Source organism: Variovorax sp. BGA-UO-ETr-C22 (assembly GCF_059567965.1).
On record NZ_JCAQPA010000006.1, the window covers coordinates 146,676 to 166,701 of the forward strand.

The 20,026-nt window shown below is 67.1% G+C and carries 22 protein-coding genes; 17 read left to right on the top strand and 5 right to left on the bottom strand.

Translation table 11 applies throughout. The features are described 5' to 3' along the window. The first annotated feature begins 5 nt into the window (after positions 1-5). The 4 genes from AC57B8_RS02290 (at position 6) to AC57B8_RS02305 (ending at position 4,109) form a co-directional block, all read left to right on the top strand. Complete coding sequence (locus AC57B8_RS02290) at positions 6-455, top strand: GAF domain-containing protein (RefSeq protein ID WP_496478539.1); 450 nt, start codon at positions 6-8, stop codon at positions 453-455. Beyond that, positions 452-1,438, top strand: a complete 987-nt coding sequence (locus AC57B8_RS02295) for a Bug family tripartite tricarboxylate transporter substrate binding protein (protein ID WP_496478540.1) — start codon at positions 452-454, stop codon at positions 1,436-1,438. The genes AC57B8_RS02290 and AC57B8_RS02295 overlap by 4 nt, the downstream gene beginning before the upstream one ends. A gap of 65 nt (positions 1,439-1,503) precedes the next feature. Next, complete coding sequence (locus AC57B8_RS02300) at positions 1,504-2,181, top strand: response regulator transcription factor (RefSeq protein WP_496478541.1); 678 nt, start codon at positions 1,504-1,506, stop codon at positions 2,179-2,181. Between the two features lie 56 nt (positions 2,182-2,237). Continuing rightward, positions 2,238-4,109 (top strand): ATP-binding response regulator, encoded by a 1,872-nt coding sequence (locus AC57B8_RS02305; protein ID WP_496478542.1) that lies wholly within the window; start codon positions 2,238-2,240, stop codon positions 4,107-4,109. Between the two features lie 89 nt (positions 4,110-4,198). On the opposite strand, the gene AC57B8_RS02310 is transcribed toward AC57B8_RS02305, so the two are convergent. Continuing rightward, positions 4,199-4,498, bottom strand: coding sequence for a hypothetical protein (locus tag AC57B8_RS02310; RefSeq protein ID WP_496478543.1), 300 nt, complete (start codon positions 4,496-4,498; stop codon positions 4,199-4,201). Positions 4,499-4,817: 319 nt separating this feature from the next. Between AC57B8_RS02310 and AC57B8_RS02315 the strand changes: the two genes are divergently transcribed. Continuing rightward, positions 4,818-5,705 carry a hypothetical protein gene (locus tag AC57B8_RS02315; protein WP_447745344.1) on the top strand — a complete coding sequence of 296 codons (888 nt, stop codon included), beginning with the start codon at positions 4,818-4,820 and terminating at the stop codon, positions 5,703-5,705. Positions 5,706-5,750: 45 nt separating this feature from the next. Here AC57B8_RS02315 and AC57B8_RS02320 read toward each other — a convergent pair whose 3' ends face one another. From AC57B8_RS02320 to AC57B8_RS02335, 4 genes are all read right to left on the bottom strand, one after another. Next, entirely contained in the window at positions 5,751-8,270 is a 2,520-nt protein-coding gene (locus tag AC57B8_RS02320) for a TonB-dependent siderophore receptor (protein WP_496478544.1), read from the bottom strand. Positions 8,271-8,370: 100 nt separating this feature from the next. Then, a complete protein-coding gene (locus AC57B8_RS02325; RefSeq protein ID WP_496478545.1) occupies positions 8,371-9,351 on the bottom strand; it encodes a FecR domain-containing protein in 981 nt (326 codons plus the stop codon). Next, a complete protein-coding gene (locus AC57B8_RS02330; protein ID WP_496478546.1) occupies positions 9,348-9,848 on the bottom strand; it encodes a sigma-70 family RNA polymerase sigma factor in 501 nt (166 codons plus the stop codon). Before AC57B8_RS02330 ends, AC57B8_RS02325 begins: the two co-directional genes overlap by 4 nt. A 144-nt stretch (positions 9,849-9,992) precedes the next feature. Further along, positions 9,993-10,790 (bottom strand): IclR family transcriptional regulator, encoded by a 798-nt coding sequence (locus tag AC57B8_RS02335; RefSeq protein WP_240531139.1) that lies wholly within the window; start codon positions 10,788-10,790, stop codon positions 9,993-9,995. 109 nt (positions 10,791-10,899) lie between these two features. On the opposite strand from AC57B8_RS02335, the gene AC57B8_RS02340 reads away from it, so the two are divergent. From AC57B8_RS02340 to AC57B8_RS02395, 12 genes are all read left to right on the top strand, one after another. Then, positions 10,900-12,057: an acyl-CoA dehydrogenase family protein gene (locus AC57B8_RS02340; RefSeq protein WP_496478547.1), complete on the top strand. Its 1,158-nt coding sequence runs from the start codon at positions 10,900-10,902 to the stop codon at positions 12,055-12,057. Further along, positions 12,054-13,193, top strand: coding sequence for an acyl-CoA dehydrogenase family protein (locus AC57B8_RS02345; RefSeq protein ID WP_496478548.1), 1,140 nt, complete (start codon positions 12,054-12,056; stop codon positions 13,191-13,193). Before AC57B8_RS02340 ends, AC57B8_RS02345 begins: the two co-directional genes overlap by 4 nt. Before the next feature lie 34 nt (positions 13,194-13,227). Beyond that, positions 13,228-14,196 (top strand): Bug family tripartite tricarboxylate transporter substrate binding protein, encoded by a 969-nt coding sequence (locus tag AC57B8_RS02350; RefSeq protein ID WP_496478549.1) that lies wholly within the window; start codon positions 13,228-13,230, stop codon positions 14,194-14,196. Continuing rightward, positions 14,196-15,413, top strand: a complete 1,218-nt coding sequence (locus AC57B8_RS02355; protein ID WP_496478550.1) for a CaiB/BaiF CoA transferase family protein — start codon at positions 14,196-14,198, stop codon at positions 15,411-15,413. Before AC57B8_RS02350 ends, AC57B8_RS02355 begins: the two co-directional genes overlap by 1 nt. 210 nt (positions 15,414-15,623) lie before the next feature. Further along, on the top strand, positions 15,624-15,770 hold the full coding sequence (locus tag AC57B8_RS02360) for a hypothetical protein (RefSeq protein ID WP_167395048.1): 147 nt from the start codon (positions 15,624-15,626) through the stop codon (positions 15,768-15,770). 16 nt (positions 15,771-15,786) lie between these two features. Further along, a complete protein-coding gene (locus AC57B8_RS02365) occupies positions 15,787-16,371 on the top strand; it encodes a prepilin peptidase (protein WP_492696766.1) in 585 nt (194 codons plus the stop codon). 33 nt (positions 16,372-16,404) lie between these two features. After that, on the top strand, positions 16,405-17,244 hold the full coding sequence (gene cpaB / locus AC57B8_RS02370) for a Flp pilus assembly protein CpaB (RefSeq protein ID WP_492696767.1): 840 nt from the start codon (positions 16,405-16,407) through the stop codon (positions 17,242-17,244). Positions 17,245-17,333: 89 nt separating this feature from the next. Continuing rightward, entirely contained in the window at positions 17,334-18,794 is a 1,461-nt protein-coding gene (locus tag AC57B8_RS02375; protein WP_095947059.1) for a type II and III secretion system protein family protein, read from the top strand. 11 nt (positions 18,795-18,805) lie between these two features. Continuing rightward, positions 18,806-19,099, top strand: coding sequence for a hypothetical protein (locus AC57B8_RS02380; RefSeq protein ID WP_095947060.1), 294 nt, complete (start codon positions 18,806-18,808; stop codon positions 19,097-19,099). 138 nt (positions 19,100-19,237) lie between these two features. After that, positions 19,238-19,447: a Flp family type IVb pilin gene (locus tag AC57B8_RS02385; protein WP_095947061.1), complete on the top strand. Its 210-nt coding sequence runs from the start codon at positions 19,238-19,240 to the stop codon at positions 19,445-19,447. Positions 19,448-19,552: 105 nt separating this feature from the next. Further along, the gene (locus AC57B8_RS02390; RefSeq protein ID WP_095947267.1) at positions 19,553-19,732 is read left to right on the top strand and encodes a Flp family type IVb pilin; all 180 of its coding nucleotides are present in this window, start codon (positions 19,553-19,555) and stop codon (positions 19,730-19,732) included. Between the two features lie 106 nt (positions 19,733-19,838). After that, the gene (locus AC57B8_RS02395; protein WP_496478551.1) at positions 19,839-20,015 is read left to right on the top strand and encodes a Flp family type IVb pilin; all 177 of its coding nucleotides are present in this window, start codon (positions 19,839-19,841) and stop codon (positions 20,013-20,015) included. The last annotated feature ends 11 nt before the right edge of the window (positions 20,016-20,026 follow it).

Genomic DNA, 20,026 nt, shown 5'->3' on the forward strand with positions numbered 1-20,026 from the left:
GTGACATGGCGCAGGTTTCTTTCGAGGCGCTGGACCACGCGCTGCGGCGGTTTCCGGGGCACCGGCTGTTCACCGTGCTGGCGATCGACCCCGGCCTTGCGGCGTCCCGGCGCCTGTACACGAGCGACCCGGTGGCGTATCCGTGCGGCGGTACCAAGCCACTGCACCATGACAACGACTTCTTTCGCGAGGTGGTGCAGGGCGGCCGGGCGCGCATCTGCGTTGATCAGGAAGACTGCCGTCGCGCGTTTCCCGACCACGCGCTGATCGACACGCTGGGCTGCCGGTCTGCCGTCAACGTGCCGGTGCGGCACAGCGGCTGCACCATCGGTTCGCTGAACCTGCTGCACGAGGAACACTGGTACCAAGCCGACATGGTGCCCGCGCTGATGCGCTTCGCCGAACAGGCTGCGCCCTTGCTTCTTTCGCTCCGATACGTTGAGATGCCCGCATGACGATCCCTCGCCGAACCTTCGTGCTGAATGCCGCCGCGTCTTTGTGCGCTGCAGCGCTCGCCACCGCGGCGCGTGCAGCCGGCCCGGTTTATCCCAGCAAGCCGATCACCATCGTCTTTCCCTACGCGGCCGGCGGCGCCACCGACGCCATGACGCGCCAGATCGCCGACCTCATGGCCAAGGCGCTCGACCAGCCGGTCATCGTCGACGCGAAGCCGGGCGCCGGTGGATCGATGGCGCTGCAGCAGGCCGTGCGCGCCAACCCGGACGGGCACACGCTGGTGCTCGTGGCCAGCGGAACGATGGCCGTCAACCCCTACCTGTACGACCTGAAATACAAGCCGGTGGAAGACCTGGCGCCCATCACGATCCTGGTCGACATTCCCTTCGTGGTCGTGACAAGGCCGGACTTTCCCGCACGCACCCTCAAGGAATTCATCGCCCATGCCAAGGCGAATCCGGGAAAGATCTCGTTCGCGAATGCAGGCGTGGGCACGCAGGCCCACCTGACGCAGATGATGTTCATGAAGGAGGCCGGCATCTCGGCCAACGTCGTTCCCTACAAGGGCGGCACGGGCGCCATCGCCGACCTGCTCGGCGGCCACATCGACGCCATGATCGACAACGCCGCCGCGCAGGTTGCGAACGTGCAGGCCGGCAAGGTGCGCGCGCTGTTCGTCACCACGCGCGAGCGCAGCGAATCGCTGCCCGGCGTGCCCACGGCGCAGGAGGCGGGGTTGCCGGGCTTCGTGACCTCGGGGTGGTTCGGGCTGGCCGCGCCGAAGGGTACGCCGCAGGCCGTCATCGACAGGCTCAACGCGGTGATCGTCCAGGGCATGGCGCGGCCTGAGGCGCGCCAGCGCTTGATCGATGCGGGGTGGATGCCGGTTGGCAGTTCGCCCTCTGAGGCAGCGGCGCGGGCCCGGTCAGACCTTGCGCGCTTTGGGCTGCTTGCGCCGCAGATCGGGCTGAAAAAGGAGTAAAGGTCTGCTGGTGAGTTGACTTTCGTCACTTTCGGCCGGCGGCGCATGACCCTAACATGCGCGCCATGAGCATTCCTGCGTCGACCCGGGCGTCCGCCATCCTGATCGTGGACGACCACGACCTGGTGCGCCTGGGCGTGCGTGCCTTGCTCCAGGCGCAGGCCTCGCCCGACGGGCCGGCGGTCGAGGTCTTCGAAGCCAGCAGCATGGCGCAAGCACTGGCTGTGTACGAGCGCTCTCAGGCGAGCATCGGGCTGGTGTTGCTCGATCTGGCACTTCCTGACACACGAGGCTTGAGCGGCGTGTCCGTTTTTCTCCAGCGTTATCCGCAGGCCCGCGTGGTCGCGTTGTCGGGCGCCGGCGCCACCGCGCTGGCCCAGAACGCCATTGCGCAAAGTGCGTTGGCTCAGGGCGCCAGCGCGTTCTTGCCGAAGTCGGCCAACCTCAAGGAGGTGGTGAGCTTCATCCGTGCCTGCGGCCTGCTCGGGCGGGACGTTGTCGATGGCCTGCCAGGTACGTCCAGGTGGGTTGCGCGGGCACCCCGCCGTTGCGCCGGTGGCGCCCTGAGTTCGCTGACAGGAAGCCAGGCGCGTGTGCTGCAGATGATTCTCGAAGGCAAGTCCAACAAGGAGATCGCGCTGTTGGCCGAGTTGCGCGAAGGCACGGTGAAGAACTATGTCTCGACGATCCTCTTGCTGTTCGGTGTGCAATCGCGCGCGGAACTGATCAGCAGCCTGCGTTGATTCACCGCAGGAGGTGCAACGCGATCGTCGAAGAAACAAGAACGAAGGGCCAATTCATGAATGACGCTGCCCGATCGATGCATCAGGCCCCGGCGGCCGCCGATCTGGACCATCGGGTGCTCCGCGAACACGTGGCCTCGGTGTATGCCGCACACACGACGGCCACCTGTGCGCACATCGGCTTCGCCATTGCCATTGGCATCTTCGGCTACTTCAACATCGATTCGACCCACCACCTGTTGGTGATCGGCATGGTCGCCGCCGTCGTGTCGATGAATCTGTATGCCTTGCTTGCGCCGCGGTGGACGCCGGATGTCCCCTTGTCCGAAAGCCACCATTGGGCGCGCCGCTACACGTGGATCGTCACGCTGGTCAGCGTGACCACGGCGCTGCCATGCGCCTTGTTCCTCGTGCTCATCCAGAGCCCGGCAATGACGACCGTTGTGATCGTCGTGATCATGGTCAGTTGGACCCGGGCCATTCAGGCCCGTTGGCCGATCAAGGAGGCCATGTTCGGCTGCGGCATCCCCGTGATGGGCGGGCTGATTCTTGCCTTGATCTGGCACGGTGGCACGCTGCACTGGTTTCTGGCGCTCTTCAGTTTCGCCAATCTGGTACTGACACTGCACGAAGGGGTGAAGCAGAACAAGCGGCTGACAGCCTCCTTGATGTTGCAGTTCGAGAACGAGATGCTCGCCGCACAGTTGCGCGAACGCATCGCCGCCGTGGAGCGAGCCAGCGCGGAAAAGACCCGCTTTCTTGCCGCGGCCAGTCACGACCTGCGCCAGCCGATGCATGCCATTGCACTGTTCGGCGCGGCCATGGAAACCGCACTGCACGACCATCCTGAAAGAACGAATGCCAAACGCCTGATGCGCGCCGTCGACGCGCTCGGCGCGTCACTGGACACCATGCTCGACGTGTCGCATCTCGATGCAGGCGTCGTCGTGTCTGAACCGCAGGCCCTGGAACTCGATGCGCTGCTTCTTGTCCTCAACCAGACCTTCACCCCCTACGCTGAGCAGAAGGGTCTGCAATTGCGCATCCGTGCCAGTGGCATGTGGGTGCGCAGCGACATCCAGCTGCTGTTCCGCCTGCTTTCGAATCTGGTCGACAACGCCTTGAAGTACACCCACGAGGGCGGTGTGAGCGTGGTCGCGCGGCGGCGAGGCGACAAGGTGTGGCTGGAGGTTCGCGACACCGGCGTCGGCATTGCGCCTGAGCAGTTGAGCCGCATCTTCGAGGAGTTCTATCAGGTCGACAACCCGGGCCGCGACCGGGCGCGCGGACTCGGAATCGGGCTGTCGATCGTCCAGCGCCTGTCGCACCTGATGTCTCACCCGATCGAGGTGCACTCGCGACCGGGACGTGGCACGCATTTCCGCGTGGTCCTGCCGCAAGCCGAGGCAGCGATCACCGCACCGGCCGAACTGCTGCTCGATGAATTGGAGATGCCCGCGCATCGCAGCCTTGCTGCACCGAACCTGCACGGGCCGGTGCTGCTGATCGACGACGAAGCGGAGATTCGTCTGGCCATGGCGGCACTGCTGCGTGCGCACGCCGTCGATGTGGTGGCTGTGACGGACGAATCGCATGCGGTCGAAGCATTGGCGCACCCGGATGCGAAAAGCCTTCCGTTCTCGATGCTCTTGTGCGACTACCGGCTGGCCGACGGGGGAGATGGACTCGAGGTCGGCCTGCGCTTGCTCGAGCGCTTTCAGCTCGACATTCCCCTTCTGCTGATAACTGGCGAGACGGCCCCGCAGCAACTGCGGCGTGCACAGTCATCGGGGGTGCCGATGCTGTTCAAGCCGGTGAGCGCCGCTGCGCTCCTGCAGGCGATGGCGGAACTGACATCCGTCACGGGGCAGACGCGGTTTTTTTCTCCGGCGACCCGCTACTTCAGAGACCCGTCGCCGGTTACCTGATTGTCTGCCGCGTCATTGCCACGGCGCTGTTCGCCTGGTGGGCCGATTCGAGTTTCAGAGACGCCTTGCCAAGACGTTCTTTTTCAAAGTCAGGTGAGAAGAATAGATCGGGAAGGAAAATCCCGAATCGTCACGTGCATCCTCTCGATATTGGAAAGAGAAGACGCCGTCTCTCTTCCGATCTCACGATTCTCATTAGTCATAACTGCCTCACAACCAAATATCAATTTCCCATAGCTTTCAGGTTGTGTGACTTTCGGCATGGGGAAATTTCTGCCGCCAGCCATACAAACGTCGACGGCGATCTGACGGGCCACGCTGGGAGGCCCGATCGCCATGGACAACGTTGCCATCTCGGCAGCATTGGCTTCGACAAAATTGAAAGGCAAGGGAATGAAATTCAGAAAATCTGCAGTGGCTGCTGCAACGGCAGTCGCCTTGATGCTTGCGGCATGTGGGGGTGGCAGCGGGGGCGGAGGTGGCGGTGGCTTCCCCGTGGGGCTTATCGGGCCTGGAACGGACGACCCCGGAACACAAGGGCCAGGAACACCAGGCCCTGGAACGCAAGGGCCCGGGACGCAGGGGCCTGGAACGCCGGGCCCAGGAACGCAGGAACCTGGAACCCAGGAACCTGGAACACCTGCACCCGCGCAATATAAGACGCTCCCGTCTGCCTGGGACGGCGACAAGGATTCCTACATCGCATCAGTGCCGGCCGTCGTGCAGCAACTGAACGACCAGGGCGCCAAGGGCAGTGTCCGCATGCGCCCCGTGGGAAGCAATTCGCTGTATGTCAATCCGCAAGCCGCCAACGACAAATACAGCTACAAGGAATTCACGCTCACCTTCTCCGGTCGCGATGGCTGGGACGGGGCCAGCAACGCGCTGCTGCAGCGGTTGGAAGACGAGGGCGCCAAGGGCTATGTGCTGCACCACCTGGTGGGGGAGACGCATACCCTGGACGATTCCCTCAACGCCATTCGCAAGGCCAGCTTCATCCTGGTCAAGAACGAAAGTCAGCCCGTCACCTACACCTATCGGAAGTTCAGCTTCGATCTGATGATGCCGGCAGACTTCATCGCACAGTTGAATGCGTGGGGGCAGGAAGGCTATCGCTTCCTGAATACGGAGTTGGGTCTCAGCCCGAGCGTGAATGCGATCGTCGTCAAAAGCTCTGCAGCCGCAGGGGCGACCTACAGTTACGCGTTCGAACCCATCGTCTCCGATCCCAAGCCGCAACTCACCAGCCGCGGTCAAAGCGGATTCCGCTACAGGGGCTATTTCGAGTACTTTGCGAACCGCAGCGGACAGCCCGTCCGAGGCGTTTTCAATACCTACGAACTCGACAGCAGCAAGCCCGCGGCGGTGGCCTATCGCTTCTCGGATGAAATGCCTGGAGGCCCGGTCGATATCAATACGACCGAAGGACTCGCGCGACTCAATGACCAGGCGAGCCAAGGATTTTTCTACGCCGGCCTGAGTGTTCCTACCGGAGCGAGCGGGGGCGCCGCGATGTTCTTCGCGGATTATGCGGTCTATGTTCAGGGCGCATTGCTGGCGGACCTCAATCGCGGAGGCGCCGTTCTTTTCCCCTAGACATTTGGCATGGGGGCCGCCTGCCTGGGCAGGCGGCCATCCTGTCTAGAAGTTGCCGCGCAAGGTCACCATGGCGCTGCGCGGTTCGCCGTAGACATTGCCCCAGGCCGGCGCGCCGACGGTCTGGTAGTAGGTCTTGTCGAACAGGTTGTTCACGTTCAGTGCGGCCGACCAGTTGCGGTTGATCTGGTAGGCAACGCGCGCGCTCCAGACCGCATACGAGGCCTGCTCCAGCTTGATCGCGCCCGTGGTGCGTGAACTCGCGGTCTGGAAGTTCACGCCGCCGCCCAGCGTCCAGGCGTTCAGCGCGCCGGGCAGGCGGTACTCGGTCCACACGCGCACCATGTGCTTGGGCGAATACGTGCTGGCGAAATCGATGCCGGCATTGGCCGTGTCGTTCAGGTACTTGAAGTGGTTGAACGTGTAGCCCGCGAACACCTGCCACCCGCGCGCCACTTCGCCGCTGATCTCCGCGTCGAGTCCCTCGCTGCGCACCTTGCCGGTGGACACGGAGCAGTAGGTGCTCCTCGTGCAGACATTGACCAGGTCTTCCTGCGCCCGGTTGTTCTGGTCGAGTCGGAACAGCGCCAGCGAAGCGTTGACCTTGCCGTCGAGCAGCTCGCCCTTCAGGCCCGCCTCGTAGTTGCGGCCCTTGACGGGAGGCAGCATGTCGCCGGCGGCGGTCATCGCGTTCTGTGGCTGGAAGATGTCGGCATAGCTCACGTACGCCGACCATTGCGGAGTCAGGGCGTAGATGAGTCCGCCATAGGGCGTCAGAACGCCGTTTTCGCGATAGGGCTCGGTTGCCGGGTTGCCGGTGATGCGGTCGCGATCGCTGGCCCGGTAGCGCGTGACACGGGCGCCGGCAACCAGCGTCAACGGATCGCTGAGGCTCAGGCGCGCGACACCGTAGGCGCCCGATTGGGTGATGCGCGTCTCGGTGTCGCCGCCGCGGTAGCGCCTGGCGACGAAGGTCGCGTCGCTCGGCTCGGCGATCGCCGAGACCGGTGCGAAGACGTTGTTGGCAACGCCGGCCAATTGCATCAGCGAGAAGTCGCTGTGGTTGAACATGCGTCCGGTGTTGGCGCCGAAGCTCACCGAATGCCTTCTGCCGAAGGCGTCGAACTTGCCGTCGACGGCGAGGTCGAGCGTCTTGTTGTCGGTCTTGAAATCGAACAGGCCGCCGTACATCACGTTGCCCGCCAGGGTCACCGGATTCACGGCACCCAGCGGGAAGGCGTACTTGATGTCCTGCTGCTCGCGCACGTAGCCGGCGGTGACCTTGAGCGACCAGTCGGCGTCGAAGCGGTGCGCGAGTTCGGCGAACGCCGAGGTCTGCGCGCTTTTCCAGCGGTTCCAGTCGGCCGCCAGGTAGGTCGACCGGCGCAGGTGCAGGTCGGCGCCGTTGCTGTAGCTCGGCAAGCCCTGGAAGAACGGGGTGGCGCGCAGTTTTTCGTGGCTGACGCCGAGGGTGAGCACGGTCTGCGGCCCGATGTCGGCGGCGAGCACGCCGTACAGCACGCCAGTGCGGCTCTTCGCGGTGTCGTAGAAGTAGTCGCGGTCGTTGCCGCTCGCGACGACGCGGCCGCGCAGCGTGCCGGCTTCGTTCAGGGGGCCGCTGGCGTCGACCTCCGCGCGGTAGTTGTTCCATGAACCCGCGCTGGCCGAGAACTGCAATTGCTTGTCGGCCGTCGGACGCTTGCGCACCATGTTGATCGTGGCGCTGGGCGAGCCGGCCCCTTGCAGCAGGCCCGTGGCGCCGCGCACCACCTCCACGCGATCCAGCGTGGCGGCACTGCTCGTGAAGCTGTTGGCCTGGGGATAGTAGAAGGCGCGGTTCACCCCGTCGTACTGGTAGCTGTCCACGCGGAAGCCCCGGGAGTAGACATAGCGCCCGCCCATCGGGCTGTCGTACATCGTGATGCCTGTGGTCTGGGCCAGCACGTCGTCGATGGTGTGCAGGTTCTGGTCGTCCATCTTTTGGCGCGTGACCACCGTGACGGACTGGGGGATCTCCTTGAGCGTCTGCTCGCCCTTGCCGACGGTGACGATGCGGCTGGCATACGACCCCGAGCCCTCGGTGATCGCGCTGCGCTCGGCCTGCGCCGTGACGCGCACTTCACTGAGCAGGTTGCTCTGCGCGTCCGCGGGTGCGGCCGGTGGGGTCGCGCCCGGTGCCGGATGACGCAGCGTGTAGCCGCCGCCTGCGCGTGCGACCGCTTCGAGGCCGGTGCCCGTGAGCAGTCGCGAAAAGCCGTCGCCGACCGCATGGGTGCCGCGCAATCCACCGGTGCGGCGGCCTTCCGTCAGCGAGGGTTCGAAGGACAGCGTGACGCCGGCCTGTGCGGCGAAGCGAGACAGCGCCGGGCCCAATGCGCCTGCGGGAATGTCGTAGGCCGCGGTGGCGGCTGCCGGCGGGGTCGCCTGTGCGGTCGCGGCGCCTGAAGCGGCGAGCGCGAAGGCCAGGCAGAGGGTTCTCACGCCGTGGGTCACGGCGCTCGGGCGCGCGGGCATGCAAAGGGAAAGTGGCCGCATGGGCGCGGTGCGGGAGGAGGGCAATGCCATGGTTCGGTGGTCCTGTTCTTGCCGTACTCGCAGCACGGCTCCATGGCTTGCCCGACCAGGCTTCAAAAAGGGACAGGGATCAGCGAAAAAATTTTCGATCTCAGGCCGGCACCACCGTCACCCACCACCGCGTGCGCGTGAGCACCTGCACGGGCAGTGTGGTGGCCACCATCGAGAGCACGTAGTCGGTATCGCGCAGCTGGAACGCACCGGAGATGCGCAGGTTCGCCACCTCCGGGCTGCAGTGCAGCAGGCCCGGCCGGTAGCGCGACAGCTCGGCGCAGAAGTCGGCCAGGCGCATGTTCTCGGCGTAGAGCACGCCCTGTGTCCACGCCTGGCTCTCGGGCGAGACGGCGGTGAGGGCCGAGGCGCCCCGGGCGTTCAACACGGTCTGCTGGCCGGCCGCAACGATCCCCGCAGGCGACGACGCCCCGCGCAAGGTGACCTCGACCGCGCCCTCGGTGACCGCCAGACGCACATCGGGCGATGCGGTCTCGTGCGCGTCGTCGCCCAGGCGCACGGTGAAGCGCGTGCCGAGCGCGCGCAGCCGGCCCTGCACCGTTTCCACGATGAAGGGGCGCGCGTCGGCCGCGGTCGTGACCCGGATGGCACCCGCGCGCAGCCGTACCGTGCGTTGCGTGCCGTCGATGCGCACGTCGATCGCGCTGCCGGTGTCGAGCAGCACGCGGCTGCCGTCGGCCAGCCGCACCTCGCGCCGTTCACCGGTGGCGGTGGCGTGGTCGGCGGTCCAGCTGTCCCACGGCGCCAGGCGCCAGGCGAGCCAAGCGGCCGGCGCGGCAGTCGCCAGGACGGCCAGCGTGCGCAGTGCGGCCCTTCGGTTGCCGCGTGCCTGGCGCGCCAGCACCGGCACGCCGATGTTCGCCGGCACGGCGCCGAACTGTTGCGACAGGCGCTCGGCACGCTGCCATGCACGCTCGTGCGCCGGGTCCGCATGGCGCCAGGCCGCGCAGGCCGCGTGGTCCGCTTCGCCTGCCCGGCCGGAGTGCAGCCGCACCAGCCATTGCGCGGCCTCGCCCAGCACGGCGCTGTCGGGTGCGGATGCGGGTGGCCGTGCGCTCATTCCACCAGCGCCAGGCAATGCGCGAAGCCCAGGGCCATGTGGCGCTTGACGGTGCGTTCGCTGACCGACAGGCGCTGGGCGATCTGTGCGTAGGTCAGGCCTTCGAGCTGCGACAGCACGAAAGCCTCGCGCGCCTTGGGCGGCAGGCCGTCCAGCATCGCGTCGATGGCGTCCAGCGTCTGCAGCAGCTGCAGGCGGTCTTCGGGCGACAGCGCCAGCGCCTCGGGCACCTGCGCGAGCGCATCGATGTACGCGCGCTCCAGTGCCTGCCGGCGCCAGTGTTCGCTGACCACGCCCTTGGCCAGCGTCGTCAGGTAGGCGCGCGGCTCCCGCAACGTGGGCAGCACCTGCGGTCGCAGCAGGACGCGAACGAAGGTGTCCTGCGCCAGGTCGGCGGCGCTGTGCGCACAGCCCAGGCGCCGGCGCAGCCACGTGCTGAGCCAGCCGTGATGCTCGGTGTAGAGCGCGTGCACGGTGTGGGTGTCGGCGGAAGGCATGGAGAGGGAAGGCGATGCAATTGAGAATTACTCTCATTTTAAGAGCATCGCGGCCTGGCGCGCTGCGCGCTGCGTTCGGCATGCTGCGCGACGCAGCCAGACGCCGTCCCGGTACAGATCACGAATCCCTCAATCCGCGACCCCTCACCGCAACCCCGACTGCCGATCCGCCGCCTCCACCAGCTGCATCAACCCCGGCCCGATGGTGTCCAGCAGCTGCGCCTTCTTCCAGCGGAATCCCGGCACCGCGCAATTGAACAGGAGCCGGCGCGGCCCATAGCGGATGCGCGCCGCGGCGCCCGCGGCAAGCACGCCAAAACCTGAATCCCCAAGATTGATCGCGAAGCCGCGCTTGCCGTAGTGCGCCACGCTCTCGCGCACGCCTTCGAGGCAACGCGCGTGCTCGTCGGGCCGCTCGTGCTTCACGCGGGCCAGGAACTCCTGGCGTTCGCCCGCGGGCAGCTGCGCCAGCCACGCACGCCCCATGGCGGTTTCGACGATGCCGCGCACGGCGCCCACGCCGGGGCGCTTGAGGGTGCCGCCCTCGTGGGCACAGGTTTCCAGGTAGACCACATCCAGGTCGCTGGTCACGCCGACCGACACCGCGCCCTCGACGCGGTCGGCCAGCTGCTGCATGGCCGGGCGCAGCAGGGCCAGCATCGGCGTGTTGATGACGTAGGGGTAGCACAGCGCCACGGCGGCGGGGCCGATGAAGTAGCGGTCCAGGCGTTCGTCGTGGTCCAGGAAACCCATGGTGAGCAGGGTGCGGCACAGGCGCGAGACGGTGGGGCGCGACAGGCCGAGCTTGGCCGCGAACTCGCTGTTGGCGTGCGCGCGCGGGTCGCCCACGAAGGTCTGCAGGATGAGCAGGCCCTTGGCCAGGGTGCCGGCGATGTACGGGTCTTCGTCCCGCACGCGGCGCAGGTCGTCGGAATGCTTCATGGGCTGGCGGCGATTCTGGACAGGGCGGGGCATGGGAGTGAATTGCAGTTTCAATGATTGAAATTCAGTGCCGGCAATTGTGGACCTGCTTCCTACAGTCGCGGCCACCATGATCCGAGACACCCCCCACTTCGAGGCCCTGCGGGCCGACATCCGCGCCTTCGTTCGCGAACGCTGGCATCCGCTGGAAGACCAGGTCAGCCGCGACAACGACATCCCGCCCGACGTGGTCGACGAGCTGCGGCGCAAGGGTTACTTCGGCTGGAGCATTCCCGAGGCGTACGGCGGCCTGGGCCTCACGACCGAGGAGCTGGTGCTGTGCGCGATGGAGCTGTCGCAGTCGTCGGTGGCGCTGCGCGCCCGCGTGGGCACCAACACGGGCATCGGCTCCGAAGCGCTGGTGGCCGACGGCACCGAGGCGCAGAAGCAGCGCTGGCTGCCGCGCATGGCCACGGGCGAGCTCACCGGCTGCCTGGCGCTCACGGAGCCCGAGGCCGGCTCGGAGGCGAGCAACGTGCAGACCACCGCGCGCCGCGAGGGCGACCACTACGTGCTCAACGGCAGCAAGCGCTTCATCACCAACGCGCCGGTGGCCGATGTGTTCACCGTCATCGCCCGCACCGAGGATGGCTCGAAGGGCAGCAAGGGCGTGTCGGCGTTCCTGGTCGAGCGCGGGCCGGGCCTGACGACGGGCGCGCCCTACCGCATGATGGGCCAGGCCGGCTCGTTCGTGTCGGACGTGCATTTCGACGAATGCCGCGTGCATGCCGACCAGCTCATCGGCGGGCGCGAGGGCGCGGGGTTCCAGACGGTGATGAAGGTGCTCAACAAGCAGCGCCTGCACCTGGCGGCGCTGTGCACGGGGCCGGCCATCCGTATGCTGGACCTGGCCATGGCACACACGAGTGGCCGCAACCAGTTCGGCCAGGCCGTGGCTGACTTCCAGCTGGTGCAGGCCATGATCGCCGACAGCCGCACCGAGATCTACGCGGCGTGTTCGATGATCCTCGAGGCGGCGCGCGCGCGCGATCGCGGCGAAGACGTGGCCCTGTCGGCGTCGATGTGCAAGTACTTCGCGTCGGAGATGTGCGGCCGCGTGGCCGACCGCGCGGTGCAGATGTTCGGCGGCTCGGGCTACGTGGCCGACTTCAGCCCCATCGAGCGCTACTACCGCGACGTGCGCCTGTTCCGCCTGTACGAGGGCACGAGCCAGATCCACCAACTGAACATCGCCAAGCTGGCATTGCGCGAGGCGGGGGCGCGATGAACGTGCGCACGGACCTCGTCGCACGCGTGCGCGACTTCGTCGAGCGGCATTGCATCCCGCTCGAATCGAATGCCCACGTGCACGACCCACGGGCGATGGATGCGGCGCTGTCGCAGCTGCGCCCGGTCGCGCGCGAGCTGGGCCTGTACCTGCCGCAGATGCCGGTGGAGCAGGGCGGGCTGGGCCTGTCGTGGGTCGAGCGCGCGGCGGTGTTCGAGGAGGCCGGCCGCAGCTACCTGGGCCCGGCCGCGCTCAACTGCGCCGCGCCCGACCAGCCCAACATGATCAGCCTGCTGCGCCAGGGCACGCTCGCGCAACGGCAGCGCTACCTGCAGCCCTTGGCCGAGGGCCGCATCCGCTCGTGCTTCGCGATGACCGAGCCGGCGCCCGGCGCAGGCTCCGACCCGTCGATGCTGCGCACCACCGCGCGGCGCGAGGGTGACGGCTGGGTCATCGACGGCCACAAGTGGTTCATCACCGGTGCGGTGGGTGCGGCCTTCTGTATCGTGCTGGCGCAGACGGACGAAGGCCCCACGCAGTTCATCGTGGACATGGACCACCCGGGCCTTTCGCTGGTGCGCGCCATCAAGGCCATCGACCCCTTCGCCGTCGGCGGCCATGGCGAGCTGCGCTTCACCGCCTGCCGCGTGGGCGCCGACGCGGTGCTGGGCGAGGTGGGCTCGGGCTTCGTGGCGGCGCAGCAGAGGCTGGAGCCCGCGCGGCTGTCGCACTGCCTGCGGCTCACGGGCCGCGCGCGGCGCGCGCTCGAGATCGCGCAGGCCTACGTGTGCGAGCGCACATCGTTCGGCGAGCGGTTGGCCGACCTGCAGCAGGTCCAGGCGATGGTGGCCGACTGCCACATCGACCTGCATGCGAGCCGGCTCATGAGCCTGGACTGCGCGCGCCGCATGGACGAAGGTCTGTCGGTGAAGACCGAGTCGGCGATGACGAAGGTCTTCGTGTCCGAGGCCCTGAACCGCGTGGCCGACCGCGCGGCGCAGATGTGCGGTGCGCTGGGCATGTCGGAAGACGCGCCCATCGCCCTCATCGTGCGCGAGCTGCGGCCCTTCCGTATCTACGACGGCGCCTCCGAGCTGCACCGCGCCACGCTCGGGCGCCGCTTCCTCACGCACTGACACGCTGAACACACAGAGAAACTGGAGACTGACGATGACGTCCTTGATCAAGAAAATTTCGCACCTGGCCGCCGGCCTTGCATTCGGCCTGGCCGGCTCGCTGGCGATGGCTGCCTTCCCCGATCGCCCCGTGAAGCTGGTCGTGCCTTTCCCCGCCGGCGGTAGCACCGACCTGGTGGCGCGCGAGGTGGCGCTGGAACTGGGCCACGCGCTGGGCCAGCCGGTCATCGTGGAGAACAAGCCCGGCGCCGGCAGCCTCATCGGTTCCGAGCTCGTGGCCAAGTCCGCACCCGACGGCTACACGCTGCTCATGGCGGGCCTGACCAACATCTTCCTGCCCTACGTGCACAAGGGCCTCAGCTGGAACCCGGTGGACGACTTTGTGCCCGTGGGCCTGGTGGCCGACCTGCCGAACGTGATCGCGGTCAACGCGAAGACGCCGTACCAGAAGCTGCCCGAGCTCATCGCCGCCGACAAGGCCAAGCCGGGCCAGCTTGCCTTCGGCTCCGCGGGCCCGAGCACGCCGTCGCACCTGGTGTGCGAAATGATCAACCACCAGGCCGGCATCAAGATGCAGCACGTGCCCTACAAGGGGAACGCGCCGGCGGTGAACGACCTGATCGCCGGCCACATCCCGGTGATGTGCAACAACCTCGGCGGCACGCTGCCCTACATGAGCAGCGGGCAGATCCGCATCCTGGCGCAGACCGGCCGCACGCGCTCGCCCTCGGCGCCCGACGTGCCCACCTTCGCCGAGCTGGGCCTGCAGGGCTTCGACAGCGGCCTGTGGGTGGGCATCGTCGCGCCCAAGGGCACGCCCGATGCCGTGATGCGTCCGCTGCGCGCGGCATTGGCCAAGGCCTTGCCCGCGGTGAAGGACAAGCTGGCCAAGCTGGGCGCGGCCGCGCTCGATCCGTCGCTGCCCGCCTACGGCCAGCGCATCGCCGCCGACCGCAAGCTGTGGGACCCCGTGCTCAAGCGCGTCGACCTGAAGGGCAACTGATGGGCCAGCCTGCCGACCACGCGCCCCTGCACGGGGTGCGCATCCTGGACATGGCGACCGTGCTCGCCGCGCCGTTCTCGGCCACGCTGTGCGGCGACATGGGCGCCGACGTCGTCAAGCTCGAGCTGCCGGGCGGCGGCGATCCGCTGCGCGGGCTCACGCCGGTGCACGAGGGCCATCCGCTGTTCTGGAAGACCGCGAACCGCGGCAAGAAGGGCATCTCGCTGGACGTGCGCAAGCCCGAGGGCCGCGCGCTGTTCCTGCGGCTCATCGCCGGCTTCGACGTGCTGGTGGAAAACTTCCGCACCGGCACGCTGGACGGCTGGGGCATGGACATCGCCACGCTGCACGCGGCCAACCCGCGCCTCATCGTGCTGCGCCTCACGGGCTTCGGCCAGACCGGGCCGTATGCGCGCCGGCCAGGCTTTGCGCGCATCTTCGAGGCGATGAGCGGCTTCACGCACCTGACCGGCGAGCCCGACGGTCCGCCGCAGCACATGAACTATCCGCTGGGCGACGTGGTGGCGGGCCTCTTTGGTGCGTTCGCCATCAGCACCGCGCTGGCCGAGCGCAATGCGTTGCCACGCGATCGGCAGCGCGGCGCCGAGATCGACCTGTCGGCCACGGAGGCGATGTCGCGCCTGCTCGATCCGCTGGCGGCCGAGCACCGCATCGGCGGCGTGGTGCGTGAACGCACCGGCTCGCGCGCCACCTATACCGCGCCGTCCAACGTGTTCCGCGCGCTCGACGGCGTGTGGTTCACGCTGGTGGGCACGGGCGGGCCGATCTTCGCGCGCATCTGTCGCGCGATCGACCGCGACGACCTGCTCACCGATGCACGCTTTGCCGACAACGCCGCGCGCATCCGCCACCTCGAGGCGCTGGATCGCATCATTGCCGACTGGTGCAGCAGTCTTCCATTCGCGGAACTGGCCGTGCGGCTGGACCGCGAAGACGTGCCCTACAGCAAGGTGTATTCGATCGCCGACCTGCGGGCCGACCCGCACATGCAGGCACGCGGCGCCTTCATCGACGTGCCCGACGAACAGTTCGGCTCCGTGCCCGCACCGGCGGCCGTGCCGCGCTTCGTGGGGCGCGAAGGCGTGCGCCCGGCCGCCACGGGGCCGCGCACAGGGCAGCACAACGCCGAGGTGTATGGCGGGCTGGGCCTGGGCGAGGCACAGCTCGCGGCGCTGCGCGACGCGCAGGTGATCTGAAGCGCGCCTGTGCTTTCGCCTGCCCTGCGGGGTAGGCGTTTTGTCATGCCTGTCCCCGTGCCGTCGCGGGACACCTGACTCCCCCAGAAAAGGGCGCTCCGCTCATGTGCGAAAGCGGTGCGATTCCTACAGTCATCCCCATGCCGAACGCTTCTTCCCACGCCGGGAAGGCCAGCGGTTTCGGCCGGCCACGATCACCGGGGAAACCGCATGGAACCGCTCGAAGTTCTGCCGAGAACCGCCCTGAGCCTGCTGCGCGAAGACGCCGGCATGTCGTTCATGGAGGTTGCGCTGATCGGTGCGCTGGTGATGGTCGTGGCCATTTTGCTGGTGCTCGCCCTGCGGCGCAGTGCCTGAACACGGGGAGCCCGCCATGCAGGAATTCAACGCTGTTCTCGAACTGCTCGCGATGCTGGCCACCGACATCCGCATGCTGGCGCTCTTCGCGCTGCTCGGCGTGGCGGCTGTCAGCGACTGGCGCTCTTATCGCATTCCCAACTGGCTGACCTTCGGCGGCGCGTGCTTCGCCCTCATCTACGGAACGATGGCGGCACGCACGCCGGCGTCGGGCGCGGCGAGTGCATTCGGTGGCCTGGCCGTGGGCTTCGCCGCGATGCTGCCGTTCTATGCGCTCGGGATCATGGGCGCCGGCGACGTCAAGCTGATGGCGATGACCGGGGCCTTCCTGGGGCCCCAGCAGACGCTGATGGCCTTGCTCTTCACTTTCATCGCGGGCGGCGTCGCGGCGCTGGCCTTCGCGATCCATCGCCGCCGCCTGGTCCACATGCTTGGCAACGTCAAGGCCACGGCGCAGGGCATGGTCATTTCCAGCATCGCGGGCATGCGGCCCGACGGGCGCCTGCAGGCGGGCCAGTCTGTGGGCAAGTTGCCCTACGGCGTCTGCATTGCGGCGGGCACGGTGGTCCAAGTGCTGGCGCACCAGCTGGGCTTTGTCTAGCTCCTACATGTTTCACCCCTGGCGGAGGTTCGTATGAAGAACATCAAGGCGATCGGGCTGATCTTTCTGGCCCTGCTGTTCGGGCTGGCGGCCGCGGTCTACGCGACCGGCTGGATCTCGCGACAAGGCGGCATCGCGTCCAACAAGGTCGTGGTGGCCGCCGTCGACATCGACCTGGGCAGCCGCGTCAACGCGCAGATGCTGTCCACGGTCGACTGGCCCAGCGGCTCGGTGCCGAACGGCTCTTTCAGCGACATCAAGGCGCTGAACGACCGCGTGGTGAAGGTCGGCGTGCTGCGCGGCGAAGCGCTCATCGAGGGCAAGCTGGCGCCGGTGGGCACGCAGGGCGGGCTGTCGGCAGTGATCGCCAGCGGCAAGCGGGCCATGACGGTGCGCGTCAATGACGTCGTCGGCGTGGCGGGCTTCGCGCTGCCGGGCAACTACGTCGACGTGATGGTCAACGCCCAGCAGGACAAAGGGCGAGGCGAAGACGCGCTGCAGATCAGCAAGACCGTGCTCGAGAAGGTGCTGGTGCTGGCGGTGGCCCAGGAGGCCAACCGCGACGACACCAAGCCGAAGGTCGTGAGCGCGGTGACGCTCGAGCTTTCGCTCGAAGACTCCGAGAAGCTCGACCTGGCACGCAGCGTGGGCACCCTGTCGCTCGTGCTGCGCAACCAGATGGACAAGACCACGGTCGCCACCCTGGGCATCACCAAGGGGCAGCTGTTCGGCGAGAAGAAGGACATCGTGCCGGTCTCCACCGCGGCGGCTCCGGCCCGCCCGCGGGTGCGGCTGGCAGGTCCCGCCACGCCGCGAGCCTCCGAGTGCGTGGAAGTGATCCAGCACACAGGCCGCTCGCTCACCTGTTTCTGATCGTCCATCAGGAGGAACACCAAGTGCGCCCACTCACAACAACCATCGCCCGTCTGCTGGCGACCCTCGCGACAGTGGCGACCCCCGCCATGGCCGCGGAGGTCGTGGCAGCCGCCCCCACCACGGCCGCCGCCATGCCTGCGCCTGCTGCGGCAGCTGCAACGGTTGCGGCAGCACCCGCGGCCCCGGCCAGCCGGCGCTGCACCGCCATCATTCCGGACTCCGACCCGACCTATGCCGTGCTCGGCAAGTCGGTGGTCATTCCGTTGAAGGCGCGCGTGGTGCGCATCGTGGTCAGCGGCCAGCCCCAAAACCAGGCGGCCGCGCCGGCGGCGGCGCAGGGTGCCCCAGCCATGGCGGCGCCCCCCCAGCCCCGCAGCGATGGCGTCGGTGACATCGAGGTCACGCTGCTGAGCCCGACCGACCTGTTCTTCCGCGGCCGCCAGGCCGGCTCGATGAACGTCGTGCTGCAAAGCGCCGACGGCACCTGCTACATCAAGGACGTGATCGTCACCATCGATCCCGGGGCGCTGCAGGCCAAGCTGGCCGAGCTGATGCCCGAAGAGCGCCGCATCCGCGTGCGCAGCGCCGAGCGCTCCATCGTGCTCACCGGCGAGATCAGCGACGCGCTGAAGCTGGACGACGTGATGAGCCTGGCCGCGGCCTACGGTGCCGACGGCAAGAAGGTGGTGAACCTGCTGCGCGTGGGGACACCTCAGCAGGTGATGCTCGAGGTGAAGATCGCCGAGGTCAGCAAGACGCTGCTCGACCGGCTGGGTTCGCGCGTGGGCTACTCGCGCACGAGCGGCGGCGGCCTGCACAACTACTCGCTGATCTCCAATTTCCTGAGCACGGGAGGCGGCCTGGTTGAGGCGCTGCGCATCGGCCGCGGCGTGGTGACCATCGACGGCCAGAAGGACGACGGCCTGGTGCGCATCCTGGCCGAGCCCAACATCATGGCCATCAGCGGCCAGCAGGCCAGCTTCCTGTCGGGCGGAAAGATCTTCATCCCGGTGGCGCAAAGCGGTGGCAGCGGCATCGGGAGCACCATCACGCTGGAAGAAAAAGAGTTCGGCATCGGCGTCAAGTTCATGCCGACGGTGCTCAACGGCGACCGCATCAATCTCAAGATGGTGTCGGAGGTGTCGGACCTGTCGCAGACCGGCTCGCCCTTCACCACGGTCGGGGGCGTGACGTCCGTCGTGCCGTCGCTCACGGTGCGGCGCGCCGACACCACGGTGCAGCTCAACGACGGACAGAGCTTCGTCATTGCCGGGCTCATCAAGAGCAACGCGACGGAGGCGATCAAGCGCTATCCGGGCCTGGGCGAAGTGCCGGTGATGGGCGCGCTGTTCCGCAGCACCGAGTTCCAGAACGAGCAGACCGAGCTGATGTTCGTCATCACGCCGCGCCTGGTGCGCCCGCTGGCCGAGTCGCCGCGTGTGCCGACCGATAACCACGTGCTTCCCAGCCGCGCCGAGATCTACCTCAACGGCGCCCTCGAAAGCAGCACCCCGGCCCCGGCCGCCCCGGCCAGCGAAACCCCGTGAGGAGCCCCGCCATGTTCATCCGATCGACCCCCCTCGTGCTCGCATGCCTCCTGGCAGCAGGCTGCTCGAGCGTCACGCCCCACTACGACGCGCGCTTCGGCGAAGCCGTGCGCGACGCCAGAAAGAAGATGACGCTGAACCCGAACGCCGGCAAGAACGGCGACCCGGTCACGGGCATGGACGGCCGTGCGTCGCGCGAGGCGATGGTGCAGTACCAGGAGTCCTACAAGACGCCACCGCCGGTGACCAACGTCATCAACATCGGCGGCGGCATCGGCAGCCAGAGCGGCGGCTCGGGAAAGTGACAGGCCGCGTGAGGCGGGTTCATTCCACTCGAGTCTTCACATGGAAAGGAGAACGCGACGAATTGCAATGACATTTTTCCACCACCACTCTTTTTCAAACCCGATTTCCAACTGTTCAAACCTTGAAAGGAAAGAACCATGAAAAACTTTCTTAAGGCCATCGGCCAATCGACACGCGGCTTCATGCTCGAGGAAGAAGGCGCACAGGTCGTCGAGTACGCGCTGATCATCGCGGTCGTCTCGATCGCGCTGGTCATCGCGTTGAGGTTGCTCACCACAGGGGCCACCTTCACGAACTTCATCGGTCGCGTCAACACGTGCCTGAACGGGCCGGGCCCCTGCGTCTAAGTGGCGTTCAGGGAGGGAGCAGGGCCGGTCCTCCGGCCTGCTTCATTCCATCCGTTCATGCGCTTCCACCTGACTCTTTTTTCACCACAAATCGAGGTCATCACCATGTTCAAAAGATTTCTGAAAGACGAAAGCGGTGCTCAGGTCGTGGAGTACGCGCTGATCATCGCCGTCGTTTCCATTGCGCTGGTTGTTGCGCTGCAGTTGCTTGCCAGCGGGGCGCCCTTCACGAACTTCATCGGTCGCGTCAACACGTGTCTGAACGGGCCGGGCCCCTGCGTCTAAGTGGCGTTCGGGGAGGGGAGCGGGGAGGGCCCCTCCGGCTCGCTTCGCTCCACCTTCTCACCCGTTTCCACGCGACTGTTTCTTCACAAGAGCCGAGGACATCACCATGTTCAAGAAATTCCTGAAGGACGAAAGCGGTGCCCATGTCATGGAGTACGCGCTGATCATCGCCATCGTCTCTATTGCATTGGTGCTCGCGCTGCAGCCGTTGGTGACCGCAGCGGATTTGGGAACCCTCGTCGCCCGGATCGTCGTCTGCCTGAGCGGCTCCGGCTGCGTGTAGGGCAGAAACGT

What these genes read in the sequence shown, in the direction of transcription:
- AC57B8_RS02290 (WP_496478539.1), top strand. Translation starts at nt 6, where the DNA reads ATGGCGCAGGTTTCTTTCGAGGCGCTGGACCACGCGCTGCGGCGGTTT.
- AC57B8_RS02295 (WP_496478540.1), top strand. Translation starts at nt 452, where the DNA reads ATGACGATCCCTCGCCGAACCTTCGTGCTGAATGCCGCCGCGTCTTTG.
- AC57B8_RS02300 (WP_496478541.1), top strand. Translation starts at nt 1,504, where the DNA reads ATGAGCATTCCTGCGTCGACCCGGGCGTCCGCCATCCTGATCGTGGAC.
- AC57B8_RS02305 (WP_496478542.1), top strand. Translation starts at nt 2,238, where the DNA reads ATGAATGACGCTGCCCGATCGATGCATCAGGCCCCGGCGGCCGCCGAT.
- AC57B8_RS02320 (WP_496478544.1), bottom strand. Translation starts at nt 8,270, where the DNA reads ATGGCATTGCCCTCCTCCCGCACCGCGCCCATGCGGCCACTTTCCCTT.
- AC57B8_RS02325 (WP_496478545.1), bottom strand. Translation starts at nt 9,351, where the DNA reads ATGAGCGCACGGCCACCCGCATCCGCACCCGACAGCGCCGTGCTGGGC.
- AC57B8_RS02330 (WP_496478546.1), bottom strand. Translation starts at nt 9,848, where the DNA reads ATGCCTTCCGCCGACACCCACACCGTGCACGCGCTCTACACCGAGCAT.
- AC57B8_RS02335 (WP_240531139.1), bottom strand. Translation starts at nt 10,790, where the DNA reads ATGAAGCATTCCGACGACCTGCGCCGCGTGCGGGACGAAGACCCGTAC.
- AC57B8_RS02340 (WP_496478547.1), top strand. Translation starts at nt 10,900, where the DNA reads ATGATCCGAGACACCCCCCACTTCGAGGCCCTGCGGGCCGACATCCGC.
- AC57B8_RS02345 (WP_496478548.1), top strand. Translation starts at nt 12,054, where the DNA reads ATGAACGTGCGCACGGACCTCGTCGCACGCGTGCGCGACTTCGTCGAG.
- AC57B8_RS02350 (WP_496478549.1), top strand. Translation starts at nt 13,228, where the DNA reads ATGACGTCCTTGATCAAGAAAATTTCGCACCTGGCCGCCGGCCTTGCA.
- AC57B8_RS02355 (WP_496478550.1), top strand. Translation starts at nt 14,196, where the DNA reads ATGGGCCAGCCTGCCGACCACGCGCCCCTGCACGGGGTGCGCATCCTG.
- AC57B8_RS02360 (WP_167395048.1), top strand. Translation starts at nt 15,624, where the DNA reads ATGGAACCGCTCGAAGTTCTGCCGAGAACCGCCCTGAGCCTGCTGCGC.
- AC57B8_RS02365 (WP_492696766.1), top strand. Translation starts at nt 15,787, where the DNA reads ATGCAGGAATTCAACGCTGTTCTCGAACTGCTCGCGATGCTGGCCACC.
- cpaB (WP_492696767.1), top strand. Translation starts at nt 16,405, where the DNA reads ATGAAGAACATCAAGGCGATCGGGCTGATCTTTCTGGCCCTGCTGTTC.
- AC57B8_RS02375 (WP_095947059.1), top strand. Translation starts at nt 17,334, where the DNA reads ATGGCCGCGGAGGTCGTGGCAGCCGCCCCCACCACGGCCGCCGCCATG.
- AC57B8_RS02380 (WP_095947060.1), top strand. Translation starts at nt 18,806, where the DNA reads ATGTTCATCCGATCGACCCCCCTCGTGCTCGCATGCCTCCTGGCAGCA.
- AC57B8_RS02385 (WP_095947061.1), top strand. Translation starts at nt 19,238, where the DNA reads ATGAAAAACTTTCTTAAGGCCATCGGCCAATCGACACGCGGCTTCATG.
- AC57B8_RS02390 (WP_095947267.1), top strand. Translation starts at nt 19,553, where the DNA reads ATGTTCAAAAGATTTCTGAAAGACGAAAGCGGTGCTCAGGTCGTGGAG.
- AC57B8_RS02395 (WP_496478551.1), top strand. Translation starts at nt 19,839, where the DNA reads ATGTTCAAGAAATTCCTGAAGGACGAAAGCGGTGCCCATGTCATGGAG.